The 21,696-nt window shown below is 70.3% G+C and carries 6 protein-coding genes and 1 pseudogene; 3 read left to right on the forward strand and 4 right to left on the reverse strand.

All coding sequences use genetic code 11. The features are described 5' to 3' along the window. Together YIM_RS40020 and YIM_RS40025 are read right to left on the reverse strand one after the other, a co-directional pair. Positions 1 to 1,056 carry an iron chelate uptake ABC transporter family permease subunit gene (locus YIM_RS40020; protein ID WP_228004312.1) on the reverse strand — a complete coding sequence of 352 codons (1,056 nt, stop codon included), beginning with the start codon at positions 1,054 to 1,056 and terminating at the stop codon, positions 1 to 3. Beyond that, positions 1,053 to 2,105 carry a FecCD family ABC transporter permease gene (locus YIM_RS40025; protein ID WP_370468915.1) on the reverse strand — a complete coding sequence of 351 codons (1,053 nt, stop codon included), beginning with the start codon at positions 2,103 to 2,105 and terminating at the stop codon, positions 1,053 to 1,055. The genes YIM_RS40020 and YIM_RS40025 overlap by 4 nt, the downstream gene beginning before the upstream one ends. A gap of 89 nt (positions 2,106 to 2,194) precedes the next feature. On the opposite strand from YIM_RS40025, the gene YIM_RS40030 reads away from it, so the two are divergent. The 3 genes from YIM_RS40030 (at position 2,195) to YIM_RS40040 (ending at position 6,771) form a co-directional block, all read left to right on the forward strand. Then, positions 2,195 to 3,850, forward strand: a complete 1,656-nt coding sequence (locus tag YIM_RS40030) for an ABC transporter ATP-binding protein (RefSeq protein ID WP_228004313.1) — start codon at positions 2,195 to 2,197, stop codon at positions 3,848 to 3,850. After that, entirely contained in the window at positions 3,847 to 5,604 is a 1,758-nt protein-coding gene (locus YIM_RS40035) for an ABC transporter ATP-binding protein (RefSeq protein WP_153035315.1), read from the forward strand. The genes YIM_RS40030 and YIM_RS40035 overlap by 4 nt, the downstream gene beginning before the upstream one ends. Positions 5,605 to 5,703: 99 nt before the next feature. Beyond that, positions 5,704 to 6,771, forward strand: a complete 1,068-nt coding sequence (locus tag YIM_RS40040) for an iron-siderophore ABC transporter substrate-binding protein (RefSeq protein ID WP_153035316.1) — start codon at positions 5,704 to 5,706, stop codon at positions 6,769 to 6,771. A gap of 118 nt (positions 6,772 to 6,889) precedes the next feature. Here YIM_RS40040 and YIM_RS40045 read toward each other — a convergent pair whose 3' ends face one another. Further along, a complete protein-coding gene (locus YIM_RS40045) occupies positions 6,890 to 7,084 on the reverse strand; it encodes an MbtH family protein (protein WP_153035317.1) in 195 nt (64 codons plus the stop codon). After that, positions 7,081 to 21,681: pseudogene (locus YIM_RS49505) on the reverse strand (amino acid adenylation domain-containing protein); the annotation flags it as partial. The gene YIM_RS40045 and the pseudogene YIM_RS49505, both read right to left, overlap by 4 nt. Between the last annotated feature and the right edge of the window lie 15 nt (positions 21,682 to 21,696).

Below are 21,696 nucleotides of genomic sequence, written 5' to 3' on the forward strand. Positions count from 1 at the left end.
CTAGCTACGGGCACGCCAGCGAACTGCGAGCAGCCACGCGAGGTAGCCACCGCCGAGGATGCCAGTGGCGATCCCGACGGGTAGTTGCTGGGAGGGGAACAGACGCTGGATCCCCAGGTCACTGGCGACGAGCAGGAACGCACCCATCAAGGCGGAAGACAACAGGCCTGGGCCGGGGGCGCGGGTCAGCTTACGCGCGAGCTGGGGTCCGGCGAGAGCGAGGAAGGTGATCGGGCCGGCGGCTGCGGTCGCTACCGCACACAGGGTCACGCTCACGCCGAACAGGACCAGCCTGCTCCGCTCCACCGGCACGCCGAGGCCCTTGGCCGCGTCATCGCCCATCTCCAGCATGGAGAGCCGGCGGCCGTAGTAGGCGGCGATCGGCAGCAAAATGGCGACGGCAATGGCAACTGGCTGTACGTGTTCCCAGCCTCGGCCGTTCAAGCCGCCGACTTGCCAGGCTTGCGCGGAAACGGCGTCCTGCAAGCTCGCCCTGGTGATCAGATAGGAGTTCGCCGACAGGAGCATCGCGCTCACACCGACGCCGATGAGCACCATGCGCAGGCCGTGCATGCCTCGTTTGAAGGCCAGCAGATAGACCACGATCGCGGTGATCATTCCGCCGATCAGCGCCCCCAGCGCGGTTTCCAGCATGCCACCCGCGGTGGTGATGATGACGATGAGCGCACCGGTGGCGGAACCGTGGGTGAAGCCGATGATGTCCGGGCTGCCGAGTGCGTTTCCGGAGAGGCTCTGCAAGATCGCGCCGCTTACTGCGAGCGCGACGCCGACCAGCAGGGCGGCGAGTAGGCGCGGCAAGCGCAGGGTGGTGACGATGAAGTCGGCTCCTGGCGGGCCTTGGCCGAAGAGCGTGGCTACCACTTCCGGCACGGAAAGTTTGTAGTCGCCGGTGGTCAGGCTGACCACCGAGACCGCCGCGACGGCGATTGCCAGCACCACACAAACGAGGACAGCACGAGCCGGGACGCGCAGCGAGATCCCGCCGCCGGGGGCGCGCAAAATCCGGATGGCGCCGACTGTCTTGAACGCGTTCACAGTCGCGCCGGCTTCCGGCGACGGCACAGTGCGATGAACACCGGCGCACCCACGATCGCGGTCATGATTCCGACCTGCACCTCTTCCGTGTCGTCGAAGGTCCGGCCGAGCACGTCGGCGCCGAGCAGGAGGATCGCCGCCAGCACCATTGAATAGGGCAAGCCCCAGCGGTGGTCCGGGCCCACGATCAAGCGTGCGGCGTGAGGCACGGCCAAGCCGACAAAGCCGATCGGGCCGATCGCCGCGGTGGCGCCGCCGCACAGCAAGGTCACCGCGATGGCGCCGGCCACGCGGGTGGCGGTGACGTTCGCGCCGAGCGCGCTGGCCGCCTGGTCGCCGAGGGCGAGCGCGTTGAGCGGGCGAGCCAATACCAGGGCGATGAGCACGCCGAGGGCGATGAAGGGCAGCACCTGCCACAAGGTGTCGGTGCCGCGGCCGACCAGCGAGCCGACGTTCCAGAACCGGAACTTGTTGAACACCTCGACGTTGAGCAGCACCACCGCGCTGATGAAGGCGAACAGCATCGCGGTCACCGCGGCACCGGCGAGGACGAGGCGGTCAGGTGAGGAACCGCTGCGGCCCGCCGAGCCGAGGACGTAGACGACCACCGAAGCCGCCGCGGCGCCGGCGAAGGCGAACCACACGTAGCCGAAGATCGAGGTGACGCCGAGGAAGGCGATGCCGATCACGATCGCGGCGGCGGCGCCGAGGTTGACGCCGAACAGGCCGGGGTCGGCCAGCGGGTTGCGGGTCAGCGCCTGCATCAGCGAACCGGACAGGCCGATCGCGGCGCCCATGACGATCCCGAGCAGCGTGCGCGGAATGCGCAGCTCGTGGATGATCACGGCCTCGCTGGAGCCGTCGTTGTTCCACAGCACGTGCCAGGCGGTGGCGAGCGGGATGTCCTTGGTGCCGATCGCGATACTGAGCACGAACACGAAGGCGAGCACGCCGAGGGCGAGCAGGATCCCGGCCAGGCGGAGCAGGTTCGTGCGCGCTCCGGCCGGCTTGATCTGCTCGGCCTGCTCGGCAGGCGGTGCGACTACCAACCCGGCCTCCAGCCTCCGATGAGCGTGTCCACGGCAGCTTATAGGGTAGCCTTACCTAGCTATTCCTCAGGTGAGTCAGGGAGGCGACGTTGACCGGCCGGGACGTGCTCCGACGCGCGATCGGCGGGCACAAGGGGCGCCTCACCGCGGCTTCCGTGCTCGCTGCCGCGCACCAAGGCTGTGAAGCGCTGGTACCGGTGTTGATCGGCGTGGTGGTCGATCAGGCGATCGCGCCCGGTTCGACAGCCGAGCTGGTGACCTGGCTGATCGTGCTGTTGGCTCTGTTCGCCGCGTTGTCGAACACCTACCGGCACGCGCTGCGGCTGGCCGAGCGTGCTGCCGAGTACACCGGACACCGCATCCGCCTGGAGCTGAGCGAGCGGATCCTGCACCCGCGCGGCGGTGCCGAGGCGGGTCATTTGCCGGGCGCGCTGGTGAACATCGCGACCGAGGACGCGCGGCGCGTCGGCTCGGTGAACGGGGTGCTGCCGTTCGGCATCGCGGCCGCCACCGGGATCGTGGTCAGCGCTGTGTTCCTGCTGCTGGTCAGCGTGCCGCTCGGGCTGCTGGTGTTGTTAGGCATTCCGCCCCTGCTCTGGCTCGGACATCTGATCGGCAAGCCGCTCGAACGCCGCAGCGGTGTTGAGCAGGAGCGGGCCGCGCACGCGTCGGGCGTCGCCGCGGACCTGGTCACCGGGCTGCGCGTGCTCAAGGGCATCGGCGCTGAGCCCGCGGCGATCGACCGGTATCGCCGGACGAGTCAGGACTCGCTGGGGGCGACCCTGCGGGCGGCCCGCGCGCAGGCTTGGCACAGCGGTGCGGTGCTCACGCTGACCGGCATCTTCATCGCCCTGGTCGCGCTGGTCGGCGGGAATCTCGCGATCAGCGGCTCGATCAGCATCGGTGATCTGGTGGCCGCCGTCGGGCTCGCGCAGTACCTGCTCGGGCCGCTGAGCGTGCTCGGCTGGGCGAACGCGGAACTCGCGCAGGGGCGGGCGTCGGCAGCTCGGGTGGCCGAGGTGCTGGCCGCGCCGCAGACCGTCGTAGGTGGGACCGGAGCGGTTCCGGCGGAGGTCGCCGGGGAGATTCGGCTGGCTGGAGTGCGGCACGGCGCACTCCAGGGTGTCGACCTGGAGATCGCGCCCGGCGAGTTGGTGGGGGTGGTGACCGGCGACCCCGCTGCTGCCACGAGCTTGCTCGACTGTCTTGGCCGCGACGTCGATCCGGCCGAGGGCGCTGTTCTCCTCGACGGGACGCCGCTGTCGTCGATGGACCCATATGAGGTTCGCGCCGCGATCCTGGTCGCGGCGCACGACGCCGATCTCTTCGAAGGCAGCTTGCTGGAGAACGTGGGCTCCGAAGAGGCGCTGCCCGCGGCCGCCGCAGACGAGGTCGCTAGTGCGCTGCCCGATGGCGTGCACACCGCGATCACCGAGCGCGGACATTCGCTTTCCGGCGGGCAACGGCAGCGTGTCGCACTGGCCCGCGCACTCGCCGTGGAGGCGCCGGTGCTGGTGGTGCACGACCCGACGACAGCCGTGGACACGGTCACGGAGGCACGCATCGCCTCCGGACTGGCGCGGTTCCGGCGGGCTCGCACCACCGTGCTGGTCACCACGAGCCCAGCCCTGCTGGCCGAGACGGACCGGGTGGCTTTGATCGAGGACGGCACCGTTAGCGCGGTCGGACGGCACGTCGATCTGGTCCGTGACCTGCCCGCCTACCGTGCGGCGGTGCTCTCGTGAGCGCGGAGCGTCCCCTGCTGCCGATCGCGTCCGGCGCGCGGACGTGGACCGTGGTCGCGGGTCTGTTGCGCGAGCAACGCGGACGCGCGGTGGGCACGTTCGCGATGCTCTTCGCCGCGACGGCGGTCGGGCTGGCGATCGCTCCTCTGCTGGGCTCGATCGTCGACCTGGTCGTCAACAAGGAGTCCGCCGACGCACTGGTGGTGCCGGTGGCCGCGCTGGTCGTGGTGGCCCTGGCGCAGGGAATCGCGATGGCGCTCGGGATCTCCATGGTGGCACGTCTGGGCGAGACCATGCTCGCCGCACTGCGGGAGAGCTTCGTCGCGCGGGCGCTGAACCTGCCCCTGTCCGAAGTCGAGCGCGCGGGCTCCGGCGACCTCACCTCGCGGGTGACCAGCGACGTCTCGGTGATCGCGCGCGCCGTTCGCGAGGCACTGCCGGAGCTGTCCCGGGCGACGCTGACCATCGTGCTCACCTTCGGCGCGCTGGTGTTGCTGGACTGGCGGTTCCTGCTCGCCGCGCTGCTGGCGGCGCCGATCCAGGTGTTCGCCGTGCGCCGGTACACGCGCCGGGCGATTCCGCTGTACGCCGCTCAGCGGGTGGCCGCGGGTGCGCAACACCAGCAGCTGCTCGACACGGTCGGTGGCGCGCGGACGGTCCGGGCGTTCCGGTTGGCCGACAGTCATGTCGAGCGGGTACGCAAGCGGTCCGATGCCGCGGTGACCTTGTCCTTGCGCGGGATCCGGCTGGTGACGACGTTCTTCGCCCGGCTGAACTACGCCGAGTTCGTCGGCTTGTCGGCGGTGCTGATCGCCGGGTTCCTGCTGGTGCGTGGCGGTGGCGTGACTATCGGCACGGCGACGGCGGCGGCGCTGTACTTCCACGGCCTGTTCGGGCCCATCATGACCGCACTCGCGCTGGTCGACGACGCGCAGGCGGCCACGGCGAGCCTCGCGCGCCTGATCGGGGTCGCCGATCTGCCGTCCACGCCGGAGCCCGAGCGGTCGCCCGCTCCGGTGGACGCTTCGGTGAAGACCGCCGAGGTCGGACACGCCTACGTGCCCGGCCACGACGTGCTGCACGAGGTCAGCGTGCACATCGGCACCGGGGAGCGGGTCGCGCTCGTGGGTGCCAGTGGCGCCGGGAAAACCACGCTGGCGAAGCTGATCGCCGGTATCCATCCGCCATCGAGCGGGTCGATCTCGCTGGGCGGGGTCCCACTGGCCGAGCTGGGACCGTCCGCCACGCGGCGCGCGGTGGCGCTGATCAGTCAGGAGGTGCACGTGTTCGCCGGCCCGCTGGCCGACGACCTGCGCCTGGCGAAGCCGTCGGCGACCGATGAGGAGTTGCACTCGGCACTCGCCGAGGTCGGCGCGCTGGACTGGGCGACCGCGCTGCCGGACGGGCTGGCCACCGTGGTCGGCGACGGCGGTCATCGCCTCACAGTCGCGCAGGCCCAGCAGCTGGCGCTGGCGCGGCTGATCCTCACCGATCCGCCGATCGTCATCCTCGACGAAGCGACGGCCGAGGCGGGCAGTGCGGGGGCGCGGGTGCTGGAGGCGTCCGCCGCGGCCGCGCTGCGAGGGCGCACCGGACTGGTGGTGGCGCACCGGCTGAGCCAGGCGGCGGCCGCCGATCGGATCGTGGTGCTCGACGACGGCCGGGTGGTCGAGTCGGGTACGCACGACGAGCTGGTCGCCGCAGGTGGGCGGTACGCGCGGCTGTGGACGGCGTGGTCCGGTCAGCGACAGTGACCAAGCTGTGCTGCGAGGGGAGCCACTCGGGACTTGACGTACATGTTTGGTTAGGCAAACCTGAGTTGCCTTTGCCCGATTCGACCTAAGGACCTGACGATGGATCGATCCCCGACCCGCCGACTCCGGCGTTTCGCCGGGTTGCTGACCTCGGCGCTGTTGGTCAGCGCCGCACTGGCCGGCTGCGGCAGCGAGGAAGCCCCCGCGGCGCCGACCGTCCCGGGTGCCGTCCCGGTCGAGCCCGCCGCCTTCCCGGTGACGATCGACCACAAGTACGGGTCGACCGAGATCAAGGCGGAGCCGAAGCGGATCGTCACGGTCGGGCTCACCGACCAGGACGCGTTGCTCTCCGTCGGCGTGGTGCCGGTGGCCACCAGCGAGTTCGTCGGCGAGTTCCCCGGCGCGATCGGCCCATGGGCGACGCAGAAGCTGAACGGCGCGCCGCTGCCCGAGGTGATGAAGGGCACCACCGACCCGCAGTTCGAGAAGATCGCCTCGCTGCGCCCCGACCTCATCCTCGGCCTCTACTCCGGGATGACCCAGGAGCATTACGACAAGCTGGCGAAGATCGCACCGACCGTGGCGCAGCCCAAGGAGTTCAAGGACTACGGCGTGCCGTGGCAGGAGAGCACCCGCCGGATCACCAAGGCCGTCGGCCGGGGCGGCGCCGGCGAGCAGATCATTTCCGAGGTCGACGCGAAGCTGGCCGCGGTCAAGCAGGCGCACCCGGAGTTCGCGGGCAAGAGCGCGCTGATGGCGACCACCTACCAGGGCTACTTCATCTACGGCAGTGAGGACCCGCGCTCGCGGGTGCTGGCGTCGCTCGGCTTTGTCCTGCCGCCGAACCTCGACCAGGTCATCGGCGACAAGTTCGGCGCGAACATCAGCCCGGAGCGCACCGACCTGCTCAACGTGGACGTGCTTTCGTGGATCGTCCCCGGGCTGGACGAGGGACGCGCGACCCTGGACAAGGACACGCTGTACTCGGGGATGCGCGTGGCGCAGGAGAAGCGCGAGGTGCTGATCGACGAGGCCAGCCCGTACGGCGCGGGCATCTCGTTCGTGTCGCCGCTGTCGGTGCCGTGGGTGGTCGACCGGCTGGTGCCGCAGCTGACCGCGGCAGTGGACGGCAACCCGGCCACCGAGGTCAAGCCCGTGACCTCCTGAGCCGGACCAGCCCGAACGCATCGAGCGGGGCACTGCTTGCGATCAGCGCAAGTGGTGCCCCGCTCGGCGTTTGCGCGGGTCAGCTAGGCAGGCCAAGTGTCCCGGCCAGCTGTCGAGGTCAGCGCAGGGAAGCTGGGCGCAGGTCGGTCCAGTTGGTCTCGACGTAGTCCAGGCACTCCTGGCGCGGGGCAGGTCCGAAGGCGACCGTCCAGCCGGCCGGCACCTCGGCGAACTCCGGCCACAGGCTGTGCTGCTGCTCCTCGTTGACCAGCACGGAGAACGTGCCGTCGGGGTTGTCGAAGGGGTTGCTCATCGGTTGTTCTCCTTAACAGGGGTTTCCGGGGAAGCCGCGGCCTCGGCCAGCACTTCGAGCAGCGATGCGGCGAGTTGCGCGGCGGTGTCGGCGTCGAACAGATCCGTGGCGTAGCTCAGGTAGCAGGAGACTTCGCCGGGGGCTTCGAAGAAGCTGAGCGTCAGGTCGGCGTTGGTGGTGCCGAGGCGGACGGACTCGTAACGCGCGCTCTGCCCGCTCAGCTCCAGCGCGGCGATGGCCTCGTGATGCACGAGCATCACCTGCGGTCCGCGCCAGCCAGGCACTTCGGCCAGCACGTCGGCGAACGCGGCGTCCTGGTGCTCGAAGGCGCTCAGGTCGGTTTCGCGCACTCGCGAGAGCAGCTCGGTGAAGCTGGGTTCGCCGCTGGTGTCGGTGCGGAGCACTACGGTGTTGAAGAAGCAGCCGACCAGGTCCGCGAGGCGGTCGTCCTCACGTCCGGCGACCAGTGCGCCGATGGGCAGGTCGGTTCCGGCGCCGAGCTTGGTGAGCAAGGTGGCCAGTGCCGCCTGCAGGACCATGAACATGCTCGTGCCGGTCTGCTGGGCGAGCGCGTCGATCGCGACGTGCAACTCCGGCTCGATGGTGAACTCGACGAAGTCTCCACGGCGGCTCGGTTCGGCGGGGCGCGGGCGGTCTGACGGCAAGGCCAGCTCGGCGGGGAGACCGCGCAGCACCTGGCGCCAGTAGCCGAGGTGCTTGCCGTCCTGCTCGTGTGCCCATCGGCTGTAGTCCGCGTAGCCGACCGGCAGGGGCGCGAACTCCGGGGCGCGCCCGGCCAGGCGTGCGGCGTAGGCGGTGTCGAGGTCGCGCAGCAGTGGCACGACCGACCATTCGTCGACGCCGACGTAGTAAGCGGTGAACAGGAGCGCCTGCTCGCCGGAATCCAACGGGACGAGGCGGAAGCGGGCGGGTGGCTCGGCGGTCAGGTCTCCGCCTTCGAGCACGAGGGACTCGAGGTCGCCGTGCGCGGTCTCGAGTACGCGGCCCGGGTCGCGGAGTCGCTGCCAGACTTCGCCGTCGACCTCCTCGAAGACGGTCGACAGCGGTTCGTGCCGGGTGAAGACGTCGCGCAGCGCCGCGTCGAGGGGGGCTTCGTCGAAGCCTGGCGAGCGCATGGCGAGCGCGATGTCATACCCCGGTCGCGGCCCGGCGGCGCGGTACTCGGTCCAGCGTTGGCGCTGGGCCGGAGCCAAGGGGACGCGCTCGGGTCGCGGTTGCGCGTGCAGGTCCGGGCGCCGGGCGGCACCCGCGCTCGCACCCTCACCCGCGCTCGCCAGCAGGTCGGCGAGGCCGGCCACGGTGGGCGCGTCGAAGACGTCGCGGATGCGCAGTTGCGAGCCGAGCTCCGCGCGGATGCGGGCGATCAGTCGCATGGACGCCATGGAGTGGCCGCCCAAGGCGAAGAAGTTGTCATGAAGGCCGACCCGCGGCAGGCCGAGCACCTCGGCGACCAGGGCGGCGACCGCTTCCTGGTCCGCGGTGACGGGCTGGTCGTCGCCCGCCAGCACCGAGAAGTCCGGGGCGGGCAGCGCGCGACGGTCCAGCTTGCCGTTCGGGGTGAGCGGCAGCGGGCCGTCGAGTTCGATCAGCAGTGAGGGGATCATGTACTCCGGCAGCAGGTCCGCCAGGTGGGCGCGCAGGCCGCGTTGGTCGACGGTCGCGGTCGCGGTCGCGGTCGGGACCAGGTAGCCGACCAGCCTGGCGACGTCGCCGGTCCGGTCGACGGTCACCGCGGCCTGGCCGATCGACGGGTGCCGGGTGAGCGCGGCGGCGACCTCGCCGGGTTCGATCCGGAAGCCGCGGATTTTCACCTGGTCGTCGACTCGGCCGAGGAAGTCGATGTTGCCGTCCGCACGCCAGCGCGCGCGGTCGCCGGTGCGATACATCCGCGAGCCGGGCGCGCCGAACGGGCAGGCGACGAACCGCTCGGCCGACAGCGCGGGGCGACCGAGGTAACCGCGGGCAAGGCCGCGACCGGCGATGTACAGCTCGCCGGCGACTCCCGGCGGTACGGGGCGCAGGTGCTCGTCGAGCACGTAGGCCGTGGTGTTCGGGTCGGGCACCCCGATGGGCACCGCGCCGGCCTGGCCGTGCTCGGCGCGCCATAGCGTGGAGTTGACCGTCGCCTCGGTGAGGCCGTAGGCGACCAGCAGGTTGAGCCGGTGTGCCCAGCGCTCGATCACGTCCGGGGGCACCACTTCGGTGCCGACCAGGATCGTCGAGCCGTCCGGCAGGTCGCAGTCCGGTGGCAGGGCCGAGACCAGCGAGGGCGGCAGGATCATGTGCGTGATCCGCCGTTCACGCAGGAAGTCGGTGAGTGCGGGGCCCGCGACGCGCACCTCGTCGGGCGCGATGACCAGGCGACCGCCCACGCACAGGGCCATGGTCAGCTCGAAGGCGGCGACGTCGAACCCGACCGACGCGAACTGCAGCACGCGGCTGTCCGCGGTCAGCCCCATACGGTCGATGGCGGTCGCGGCCAGGCTGGCGATGCCCTCGTGCGGGACCACTACGCCCTTGGGCCTGCCGGTGGAGCCCGAGGTGTAGATGACGTAGCAGGCGGAGTCGAGCTTGGCCGGGCCTGCGCCCAGCCCTGGTGCCGGAGTCGGCGTCGGCGGCAAGGCTGCGGTGTCGAGGTCGAGGCGCTGCACACCGTCGACCTCGGGGAGCTGGTCAGCTTGGGTCGCGACCACGAGCTGAGCACCGGAGTCGGCGAGCATGTACGCGATTCGGTCGCTCGGGTGCGCGAGGTCCAACGGCAGGTACGCGGCGCCGAGCTTGAGCACGGCGAGCACGGTCGCCACCATCTCGATCGACTTCGGCACCGCGACGCCGACCACGTCCTCCGGCCCGGTGCCGTGCTCGGCGAGCAGCCGCGCGATGCGGTCCGCCTGTTCGTCGAGCTGCCGGTAGGTCGTCGAACGCGCGCGGTCCACCACGGCGATCGCGTCCGGCGCGGTCCGCACCCGGCCGGTGAACAGCTCGGTCAGTGTCTCGGCGGGCACGTCCCGGTCGGTGGCGTTGAACTCGCGCAGCACCTGGTCGCGTTCGGCGGTGGTCAGCACCTCCAGCGAGCCGATCGGCAGGCGAGGTTCACTGCCGACCTGGTCGAGGAGGCGGACCAGACGGTCGGCCATGGCCGAGGCGGTGCTCGCGTCGAACCGCTCGGCCGAGTAATTCAGCTGCAGGGTCAGCTCCCCCGCATCCGGCCGATCGATCACCACAAAACCGAGGTCGAACTGCGAAACGCCGGTGTCGGCGTCGAGCCATTCCGTGGGCAGGCCCAGCACGTCGGGCTCACCGCCGGGGCGGTGGTGGTAGGCCACCATCACCTGGAACAGCGGGTTGCGCCCGGTCACGCGCTCCGGGTTCACCGTCTCGACGACCCGCTCGAACGGCAGGTCCTGGTGCTCGAACGCGGCGAACGACGCCTCCCGCACCCTCGACAGCACCTCGTCGAAGGCGGGGTCGCCGCTGAGGTCGGCCCGCAGGACGAGCGTGTTCACGAAGAAGCCGACCAGGTCCTCCAGCGCGGAGTCGTTGCGGCCGGCGATCGGGGCGCCGAGCGGGATGTCGGTGCCCGCGCCGAGCCGGTGCAGCAAGGTGGCGACCGCGGCGTGCGCCAGCATGAACATGCTCGCGCCCGACTCGGCGGCCAGCTCCCGCAACGGACGGGCGATCCGGTCCGGCACCTCGACGCGCAGCTTGCCACCGCGGCCCGTGGGCCGGGCTGGGCGCGGCCGGTCCGCGGGCAGGGCGATTTCCTCGGGAAGGTCACGCAGGGTCCGCGCCCAGAACTCGGCCTGCCGCTCACCGGAAGGTCCGCTCAGGAGCGCGTGCTGCCAGAGCGTGTAGTCCGCGTACTGCACGGGCAGCGGCGCCCAGTCCGGGGCCGCGCCGTCGAGCCGCGCTCGGTAGGCGGTCGCCAGGTCGGTGAGGAAGGGCCGGTCCGACCATTCGTCGGTGGCGATGTGGTGCAGCAGGATCGCCACCACGTGGTCCTCGGCACCGAGGCGCAGCACGTCGACCCGGATCGGCACCTGAGTACCGAGGTCGAACGGGCGCCGGACCAGCTCGTCGACGTCCGGCACCTCGGCCACGTCGCGCACCACGAACTGCGGCTCGGGATCCTCCAGGACCAACTGGTGTGGCTCGCCGTCCTGCTCGGGGAACACCGTGCGCAGCACCTCGTGCCGCTGCATGACGTCGCGAAGCGCGAGGCGGAGGGCGTCCACATCGAGCGCGCCGGTCAGCCGGATCACCAGCGGGAAGTTGTAGCCAGCGCCGCCGCCCATGCGGTCCAGCAGCCAGAGCCGCTGCTGAGCCGAGGACAGCGGCACCAGAGCAGGACGCTCGGCGGGCTCGATCGCCGGCCGCTCCGAGGTGGCGCCGGTGCGCAGGGCCAGGTCGGCGGGGGTCGGTGCTTCGAACAGATCGCGGATGGCCAGCTCCGCTCCGAGGTCGGTGCGCGCCCGGCTGATCAGCCGGGTGGCCAGGAGCGAATGCCCGCCGAGGTCGAAGAAGTTGTGTTCGACGCCGACCTCGGGCAGGCCGAGGACCTCGGCGAAGAGTGCGCACAGCACCTCCTCGGCGTGGGTCTCCGGCGCTCGCGACTCGGTGAGCCGCACGGCCGGGTCCGCCTCCGGGAGGGCTTTGATGTCGAGCTTGCCGTTGTCGGTGAGCGGAAGTTCGTCGAGCACGACCAGCGCCGACGGCACCATGTAGTCGGGCAGGCTCTGCTTCAGGTCGGCACGCAGTTTCGCGACGAGCGCCCCGGTGTCGCGTGCGGCGGACGGGTCGTTGGCAAGCTCGGCGGCACCGCTGGGCCGGTACAGCCCGCTGGTCGGGCCGGGCCGCAAGGTGAAGACCGCCTCGAAACCGCCCTCCGACCAGGTGGTGTGCACTTGATAGCCGAGCGAGGTGCCCAGCTCGTGCACGTCCTCCTGCTCGACCGCGCCGGCTTCGAGGCGCGCGTCCGGGATCGGGCCGACGCGGACAGCATCGGGGCCCTCGTGCAGTCCACGGAAGGCATCGGTGCCCTCGCGCAGTCGCTCCCGCAGCCACGTGACATCGCGCCACGGTTCCCGCGGCACCCCCGACAGGTCCACCGTCGAGGCAGGCTCCCGCCTCAGGACCACGTCGTACCGGTACCGGCTCAGTTCGTTGTGGTGCCGAGCGCGCTTGGTCCGGATCTCGGCTCGTACGCCGGGGGCTTGGTCCTCGAGCGTGGCGAAGTAGTCGGGGTCGAGCAACAGTTCCTTCTCCGTCGCGGCGCTCAGCCGCAAGTTCCGCACGTCACCGACGAACAAAGCGCCCCCGGGCGCGAGCAGGTCGAGCGCACCGGTGAGCACGCGGGTCAGGTAGTCCGCGCTCGGGAAGTACTGGACGACCGAGTTGATCACGATCGTGTCGAACCGACCGGCGGGCAGACCGTCCAGCTCGTGCGCCGGTTGGCAGCGCAGGTGCACCCTCGCGGCCAGGTCCGGGTCGGCCGCCAGCTCCAAGCGCAGCTTCTCGATCACCGGCGCCGCGAAGTCGGTGCCCCAGTACTCCTCGGCCCGCGGCGCGAGCTGCCCGAGCAGCAGTCCGGTGCCGACCCCGATCTCCAGCACGCGACGCGGCCGCAGCCCGGCGATCCTGGCGACGGTGGCCTGGCGCCACTCACGCAGCTGCTCCGGCGGGATCGACCGGCCGTCGTCGCTGGAGTCCCGGTCCTCCTCGAAGACCGGGATCTCGCTGTACCTGTCGGAGTAGGCGTCGGCCCGCGCCTCAGCGGTCGGCTGCGCCGGGACGACGTAGCCGACCAGGCGCTTGAGCCCCGGCGCCGACGGGTCGGGGCGCGCGATCACCGCCGCGTGCGCCACCTCGTCGAATCCCGTGAGCACGGATTCGATCTCGCCCAGCTCGACGCGGTAACCCCGGACCTTGACCTGGTCGTCGGTGCGGCCCAGGAAGTCGATGATGCCGTCCGGGCGGCGGCGGACCAGGTCGCCGGTCCGATACATCCGGCCGCCGACAGCGCCGAACGGGTCCGCGACGAACCGCTCCGCGGTCAGCGCCGGGCGTCCGAGGTAACCGCGCGCGAGCCCGGCACCGCTGATGTACAGCTCACCGGCCACACCGTCCGGCACGGGCCGCAGCCACGGATCGAGGATGTACGCATCGGTGTTCCAGATCGGCCCGCCGACCGTCGGTGTGTTGCTGTCGGTGGTGCCGCCACCGAGCGTGTTGATCGTGTACTCGGTCGGGCCATACAGGTTGTACCCGTAGGTGTCCTCGGTTTCGAGCAGCCGCGACCACACCTGCTCGGACACGGCCTCGCCACCCAGCAGCACCAGCACCGGCCGGTACCTGCCCTCGCCCCGCTCCAGCAGCCCCTGCTCGAACAGCAGGTGTGCGTAGGTGGGCGTGACGTTGACGACGTCGATGCGGTGAGTGTCGCAATAGGACACCAAGGCTTCGGCGTCGCGGCGCAGTTCCTCGTCGCAGATGTGCACCTCGTGGCCCTCGACGAGCCAGAGCAGTTCTTCCCACGACATGTCGAAACCGAACGAAACGGTGTGCGCGATCCGCAGCCGTCGTCCGCCGGCACTGGCCACCGCCGGGCCGAAGATGGCCTCCTGGTGGTTCAGCTGCATGTTGGTCAGCCCGCGGTACGGGGTGACCACACCCTTCGGCCTGCCGGTCGAACCCGAGGTGTAGATGACGTACGCCGGGTGCTCCATGCGGTCCGCGCGATCCCGCTCGAATCCAGGGCGCTCCACATCGGACAGTGCGTGGCCCGGGTACGCGGACTGGTCGATTTCGTCGAGGACCAGCCAATCCCGGGCTTCACCGGTGGCGAGTCGCGTGGCTCGCACGCCGGAAGTGGTGACCACGCACCACGGCGAGGCGTCCTCCAGCATCAACGCGAGCCGGTCGGCCGGGTAGTCCAGTTCCAGCGGCAGGTAGGCGGCGCCGGTGCGCAGCACCGCGAACAGGGCCACCACCATGTCGATCGACCGCGGCAGCCCGAGCGCCACCACGCGCTCCGGACCGGCACCGTGCGCGAGCAGCAGCCGTGCCATCCGGTTGATCCTGGTGTCCAGCTCGGCGTACGACAGGACCTCGTCGCCGAAGACCAGCGCGGTCGCGTCCGGCGTGCGCAAGGCTTGCGATTCCAGGAAATCGGCCACGGTGTCGCGCGGCAGTTCGTGTCGCTTGCCGGACCAGGACGCCTCGAGTTCCCGCCGTCGCTCCGCGGTGGGCGCGCCGAGCGTCCCGACCCGCGCGGACAGGTCGCCGATCATTTCCCTGACCAGCGCGGTGAACCTGTCGAGCAACGCGGTCGCGGTCGCCGCTTCGAGTACATCGTCGCGATAGGACAGTGTCACCCGCATCCGCTCGCCGGGCGTGAGCACCAGCGTGAGCGGGTAGTGGGTGGCGTCGAAGTTGGCCAGCGCGGTCACCCCGTGCCGGGAGCGCAGTGCATCGAAGCGTTCCTCGCCATCGGTGTTGCGCAGCGCAAAAAGGCTGTCGAAGAGCTGGCGGTGTCCGGATTCCGCCTGCACCACACCCAGACTCATGAACTCGTACGGGTTGAGCGCCATCCGTTCGCTCTGGAGCCGCCGGAGCAGGTCCGCGACCCGCTCGGCCGGATCCAGCGTGACGCGCACCGGCACGGTGTTCAGGAACAGGCCGACGATCGACTCGATGTCCGGCACCCCGGTCGGCCGACCGGCCACGGCCGCACCGAAAACCACGTCGTCCCGGCCCAGCACCTCGGCGAGTACCAAAGCCCACGCGGCATTCAGCACGCTGTTCATCGTCACGCCGTGCAGCCGCGCCTGTTCGCGCAGCCGATCGGTCTCGTCGGCGGTGAACTGCGCGTCCAGATTCGTCGGCGTCGCTGGGTCGCGCGGGCGCTCCGCCGGGCCGATCAAGGTCGGCTCTTCGAGCCCGGCCAAGGCTTGCCGCCAGGCCGCGGCGGCCTCCTCGATGTCCTGGTTTTCCAACCACGCCAGGTAGTCGCGATAGGACCCGGGCGTGGGCAGTGCGGTGTCCAGCGAGTCGTACAAACCCAGCAGTTGCTCGATGAACAACCAGGCCGACCAGCCGTCCCACAGCAGGAAGTGGCGGTGCAGTACCACGCGGTCGCGGCCGTCGCCGAGCCGGACAAGCAGCACGCGAAACAGCGGCGGGGCGCTGAGGTCGAACCGCTTGACGCGGTCCTCGGCCATCAACGCGGCCAGGCGTTCGGCTTCCTCGTCCTCGGACAGGCCGGAAAGGTCCACTTCGGACACCGGCGGCTCGGCGCCGGCGAGCACGAACTGCACTGGCCCGGAGAGACCTTCGCTGGTGAACCCGGCGCGCAGGCTGGCGTGCCGGGCCAGCAAGGTGGCGCAGGCGGCTCGCAGGCGGTCGAGATCGATGCGCCGGTCGAAGTCGATCGCTTCCTGCACGGTGTAGACGTCGATGCCGGAGCTGTCGTAGGCCGAATGGAAGAACAGGCCTTCCTGCAACGGGGACAACGGCCAGACCTCGGCCACCGGGCCTGGGCTGGTACGCCGAACCCGCGCCATTTCCAGCTCGGTCAGCGAGAGCAGCTCGACCTCGTGATCCACAGTGGACCCGTCGGCCACGGTGGCGTGCGCGGCCAGCGCGGCCGGGGTGCGCCGCGTGAACACGTCGCTCGGACTGAGCGCCAGACCGGCCGCGCGTGCCCGGCTGGACACGCTGATCGACGAGATGCTGTCCCCGCCGAGCAGGAAGAAGTCGTCGTCGGCGCCCACTTCGGCCAGGCCGAGCACGTCGGCGAACACCTCGGTGAGCAGCCGTTCGCGGGCCGTTTCCGGCGCCCTCTTGCTGGTGCCGCGCTGTTCTGGGGCGGGAAGTGCGGCGGTGTCGAGCTTCCCACTCGGCGTCAGAGGCAACTCGTCGAGCGCCACGAACGCGCTCGGGATCATCGGCGCGGGCAGCATTTCCGCCAGTTCGGCGGGTAACGCGTCCGGGGCGGCCGAGCCCACCAGGTAGGCGACCAGCCTGCCGTCCTTGGCGATCACCGCCGCCCTGGTGATGTCGGGCCGGGCGACCAGCGCCGCCTCGATCTCGCCCAGTTCGATCCGGTTGCCGCGGATCTTCACCTGCCGGTCGGTGCGGCCCAGGTAGTCGATCACCCCGTTGTCCCGCCGCGAAACCAGGTCGCCGGTGCGGTACATCCGCGCACCGGGCTCACCGAACGGGTCCGCGACGAACCGGCTCGCCGTCAGATCGGGACGCGCGTGGTAACCCCGCGCCAACTGGACACCGGCGAGGTACAGCTCCCCCGGCACACTGTCCGGCACGGGCCGCAACGCCGAGTCGAGCACGTACAGCCGCGTGTTCCACACCGGACGTCCAATGGGGACAGTGGTGTCCGAGGCGCCGTCGAACGGCTGGTAGGTGACGTCGACCGCCGCTTCGGTCGGACCGTACAGGTTGTGCAGCGGCACGCTGGTCAGCGCGTCCCAGCGGAACGCGGCGGCACCGGGCAGCGCCTCACCGCTGGCGAACACGCGGCGCAGGCTCACCGCCCAGCTCGGATCGGCGGTCACCTCGTCGGCGGCGAGGAAAGCCGCCAGCATCGACGGCACGAAGTGCATCGTGGTGACGCCCCGCGTGCGGACCAGCTCCGCGAGATAGGCCGGATCGCGATGGCCGTCCGGCCGGGCGAACACCACGGCGGCGCCCTCGCACAGCGGCCAGAAGAACTCCCACACCGACACGTCGAAGCTCGAGGGGGTCTTCTGCAGCACCCGATCGTCGCTGGTCAAACCGTATTCGTACTGCATCCACGTGAGCCGGTTGACGATCGCGCGGTGGGTGACGAGCACGCCCTTGGGACGACCCGTGGAGCCGGAGGTGTAGATCAGGTACGCCGGGTTGTCCGGCCCGGCTGGCACACCATCGACCGGCGCGACGTCCGGACCGTCGACCGGCACCGGTTCGATCTCGCCGACCTGCTCACCCGTGGTGACAACCAGGCGCGCACCGGAATCTTCCAGCATGAACGAGATGCGCTCGGCCGGGTAGTCCGGATCGACCGGCAGGTACGCGGCGCCGGACTTGAGCACGCCCAGCAACGCGACCATCAGCTCGGCGGATCGCGGCACGGCGACCGCCACGACCTGCTCGGGACCGGCGCCACGAGCACGCAGCCGGTTCGCCAGCGACTCCGCACGCCGGTCGAGTTCCGCATAGGACAGTTCGGCGTCCTCGGCGATCACGGCGGTGGCGTCCGGCGTCCGCGAAACCTGGTCCGCAAACGCTTGCACCAGCGTCTTTTCCGGGATCTCCCGCATGGTCGCGTGCCGTGCGTCGATGCGCGCGCGTTCGTCTTCCGACAACAGCAAGACCCTGGCGACCAGCTGGTCCGGATCGGCGGCGACGGCCTCCAGTACCCGGACAAAGCGGGCCGCAAGCGTTTGCGCCTGCTCGGGAGCGAGGCGTGCGGCGTCGTACTTCAGGCTGAACTCGAGCCGCTGTCCCGGCGCGACGATGAGCGCGACCGGGTAGTGCACGGCGTCGACGATCTCCACATCGGACACTCGCAGCGTGCCGCCGGCGGCACCGGCCTGCGGATAGTTCTCGACGACAACGAGCGTGTCGAACAGTTCGCCCTGCGCACCGGTCATCCGCTGCAGCTCGGACAGGCCGAGGTGCTGGTGGTCCAGCAACGCGGCTTGCTCCCGTTGCAGCCTGGTCAGCGTTTCGGCGAGGGTGTCGCCAGGCGCGTACCGGAACCGCAGCGGCACGGTGTTGATGAACAGCCCCACCGCGGACTCGATGCCCTCGACTTCGGCGCCGCGGCCCGAAACCGTGCTGCCGAACACCAGATCGTCACGGCCGGTGAGCTGCCCGAGCAGCAGGCCCCAGGCGCCGTGCAGCACAGTGCCCACGGTCAGTCCGCGCTCGCGGGTCTTACTCACCAGGCGGCTGGTGGTGCGCTCGCTCAGCTGTAGGTGCACCTTTTCCGACTGCCTGCGGTCGCCTTCGCGCACGGCGGGCACCAGTTGCGTCGGTTCGTCCACTCCGGACAGCGCGAGTCGCCAGGCTTCGCGGGCGGCTTCGTGATCGCGGCCGGCGAGCGCGGCGAGGTAAGCGCGCCGGGAACTGACCGGCGGCAGCTCGGCGGGCGTCGCGTACCGGGCGAGCAGTTCGCGAACCATCACCACCACGGACCAGCCGTCCGCGATGATGTGGTGGAACGTGATCGCGAGCCTCGTGCGTTCACCTCGGATCAGCGTCGCGCGCAGGAGCGGCGGGCGTTCGAGATCGAATGGTGTCGTCCGGTCCTCGGCGAGTTCGTCGTCGGAATCCACTTCACGCCAAGGAAGTTCGGCGTTCGCGGCGACGAGCTGCACAACTTGGCCATCTTCTCGCTGCCGGAAACCGGAACGCAGCGAGCCGTGCCGATCGAGCAGGTCCTGCGTGGCGCGGCGCAGCGCGTCGGCGTCGACCGGGCCGTCGAGGTCGAAGATTTCCTGGATGGTGTAGATGTCGCCGGCGTCCGGGTCGAACCGCGCGTGGAAGAAGAACCCTTCCTGCAACGGAGTTACCGGCAGGACTTCCTCGACCTCATCGAACCCGGCCAGCTCGTCCTGGTCCAGCTCGATCGGCGCGATCTCCGGTTCCGGCACGGCCTCGCCGGTTTTCGCGACCGCCACACCCGCGAGCTTTTCGACCGTGCGGTGGCTGAAAACCTGCCGGGGCGTGACCTCCAGGCCGAGCCGGGAAGCACCGAGCACCAACCGGATCGAGGTGATGCTGTCGCCGCCGAGCATGAAGAAGTCGTCCTCGATGCCCACCGTTTCGAGGCCGAGCACCTCCGCGTAAAGTTCGCACAGCAGGTGCTCACGCGGGGTGCGCGGCGCGCGGCCGGTGCTCAGCGCACCGAAGTCGGGCATCGGGAGCGCGGCGCGGTCGAGCTTGCCGTTGGTCATGATCGGCAGGCTTTCCAGTGCCACGAACGCCGATGGCACCATGTACGCGGGCAGCCTGTCCTCGACGTAGCCGCGCAGAGCCTTCATCAATACGCCCGCGTCGCGGAAAGTCGCGGGAGTGTTGGCATACGCGGCCAACTCGCGGAATTCGCCGCTCGCCGGGCGGTAAACAGGACCTGGCTGCGTGCCGGGCGCGGTCAGCACGGCGTCGAACTCACCGTTCAGGGCGTCACCGGACCAGGTCAGCGCGATCTCGTAACCGGCTTCCGCGGCCAGCGCGGCTACGGCCTCAGGGTCGACACCGGTAATCGGCTCATCGCCACCATCGACTGCTTGCAGGGCAGCAAGATCCGGCGCCAAACGAGCGTTCGGCACGCCTGTAACGCGAAGACTTTCCGGCTTCTCCGCGGACAAACGCTCGCGCAGCGCTTCGAGACCAGGCCAGTGGCATTCCACTGTAGACTTGAGATCTTCTTGAGGCGTCACGCTCAGCACGACGTCGTAGCGGTGCCGGCTCAGTTCGTTGTCGTAGGTCGCGCGCTTGAGACGCACGTCGGCGGCACCGCCGAGTTCAGCGGCCAGCGCGGGGAAGAAGTCGGGATCGAGAAGGAGTTCGCCTTCCCAGGCCACGGCCGCGTCGACCGCGACGCGGGAGGCCTGCTCACCGTGCCGTTCCACCTCGACGGCCGCACGCAACGCACGCAAAGTCCGCAGGTTCCGGATGTCACCGAGGAAAACGGAGCCGCCAGGGGCGAGCAAACCCACCGCCTGGCGCACCACGTCGGCCAGGTACCCGGCGCTCGGGAAGTACTGCGCCACCGAGTTGATCACCACGGTGTCGAAGAAACCCGAAGGCAGACCGGAGAAGTCGTGGGCGGGCTGGGCGCGGAGTTCGACCTTCTCCGCGAGTTCACCGGTCAAACGCTGCCCGAGCACGGAAATGACCTCTTCGGACAGATCGAGGCCCCAGTACTTTTCGCAGTCCGGTGCGACCTGCGACAGGATCAGTCCACTTCCGACACCGATCTCCAACACGCGCTTCGGCCGAAGGTCGCGGATTCTGTCCACTGTGGCCTCACGCCACGACCGCATGTCCTCCAGCGGCAGCGCTTCCCCATCGTAGGTGCTGTTCCAGCCGCTGAAGCCTTCGTCGTCCTCGACAGAGTAGAGCAGTTCGTGCAGGCCCTTCCACTGGCTCACCTGCGCCAGCTCGGTTTCCTCGTTCTGCTCGCTCTTTTCCGGCACGACGTAGGCGACGAGGCGCCGGTCGCCTGGCTTCACCTCGCGGGGCACCACGGCCACCCGGCCGACGGACTCGTGCTCGGACAGCACGGACTCGATCTCGCCGGGTTCGATGCGGTGTCCGCGGATCTTGACCTGGTGGTCGGCGCGGCCCAGGAAGTCGATGTTGCCGTCGGCGCGCCAGCGGGCCCGATCGCCCGTGCGGTACATGCGGTCGCCGGGGCCGCCGAACAGATCGGCGACGAACCGTTCGGCGGTGAGGCCGGGGCGTCCGGCGTAACCGCGCGCGAGTCCGCGCCCGGCAACGTAAAGCTCGCCCTCGACGCCGACCGGCACCGGGCGCAGGTGGTCGTCCAGGATGTAGCAGCGGGTGTTCGGGTCCGGCCTGCCGATCGGCACCGGGCCGGACCGGTCCGGTTCGGCGAGCCAGAGAGTGGAGTTCACCGTGGCTTCGGTCAGGCCGTACGCCGCGACCACACGAAGGCGCCGCGACCAGCGCGCGATCAGTTCGGGCGGCACGGTTTCGGTGCCGACGACGAGCACCGCGCCTTCGGGCAGTTCGCACTCCGGCGGCAGCGCGGCCACCAGCGAAGGCGGCAGGATCATGTGCGTGGCGCCGTTTTCCGCGATGTAGTCGGTCAGCTCCGGACCGGGAACGCGGCGGTGCGACGGAACCAGGACCACCCGGCCGCCCACGCACAGCGACATCACCAGATCCCAGACGGTCACGTCGAACCCGACCGACGCGAACTGCACCACGCGGCTGTCCGGGCCGATGCCGAGGCGGTCGGTGGCCGTGACGATCAGGCTGCCGATGCCGTCGTGGGAGAGCACCACGCCCTTGGGCAGGCCGGTGGAGCCGGAGGTGTAGATGACGTACGCCGCCCTGTCCAGCTCATGTGGACTGTCCACATCGGCGTCGGAGAGTGTTTCGAGGCCCAGCGCCGGATCGTCGAGCAGGATCGGCTCGGCCCCGGCAGGCAGTTCCCCGGCAAGATCCACTGTGGACAGGACCTGCCCGGCACCGGAGTCGGCGAGCATGTAGGCGAGGCGGTCTTCGGGATGGTCCAGGTCGAGCGGCAGGTACGCCGCGCCCGCCTTCATCACCCCGAGTAACGCGATCACCAGCAAGGGGGTGCGCGGCAGCGCGACACCGACCACGTCCTCCGCTCCGACACCGCGCTGCCGGAGCAACCGGGCCAGGCGGTTCGCGGCGGCGTTCAGCTCGCGATAGGTGAGGCGGTCGTCCTCACACACCAGCGCGATCGCGTCCGGAGCGCGGCGCGCCTGCGCCTCGAAAGCGACCGGCCAGGTCAGCTCGGGCACGTCGCGCTCGTCGCGACCGAACTCGGTGATGAGCCGGGTCAGCTCCGCATCGGACCTGCCCGG

Origin of the sequence: Amycolatopsis sp. YIM 10, from assembly GCF_009429145.1 — a bacterium.
In the GTDB taxonomy this organism is placed as follows: domain Bacteria; phylum Actinomycetota; class Actinomycetes; order Mycobacteriales; family Pseudonocardiaceae; genus Amycolatopsis.